The organism is Phyllobacterium phragmitis (assembly GCF_002980495.1).
Lineage (GTDB): Bacteria > Pseudomonadota > Alphaproteobacteria > Rhizobiales > Rhizobiaceae > Paramesorhizobium > Paramesorhizobium phragmitis.
In genome coordinates, this window is record NZ_PVBR01000136.1 from 1 (window position 1) to 233 (window position 233).

At 55.4% G+C, this 233-nt stretch carries 1 pseudogene; it reads left to right on the forward strand.

Annotated features, from left to right (window positions below):
• Window positions 1–108: pseudogene (locus C5748_RS29180) on the forward strand (IS5/IS1182 family transposase); the annotation flags it as partial.
• Window positions 109–233: the final 125 nt, after the last annotated feature.

Sequence of the window (233 nt, forward strand, 5' to 3'; positions counted from 1 at the left end):
TTCTGCCGCTTGAAGGACTGGCGGCGCATCGCGACCCGTTTCGACCGCAATATCCAAAACTTCATGAGCGCCATCGCACTCGCCGCAGCCGTCATTTGGTGGATGTAATGAGTCCGGACCCTAGTCACATGGAACGAAAGTAGGCATCATTTTGTTGGGCTTCTGTCCTAAGGAGCAGGAGTTTGATTGATGGTCGGCAGGCAAGCGGATGTCGTCGTTCTGAGCGACGCGGA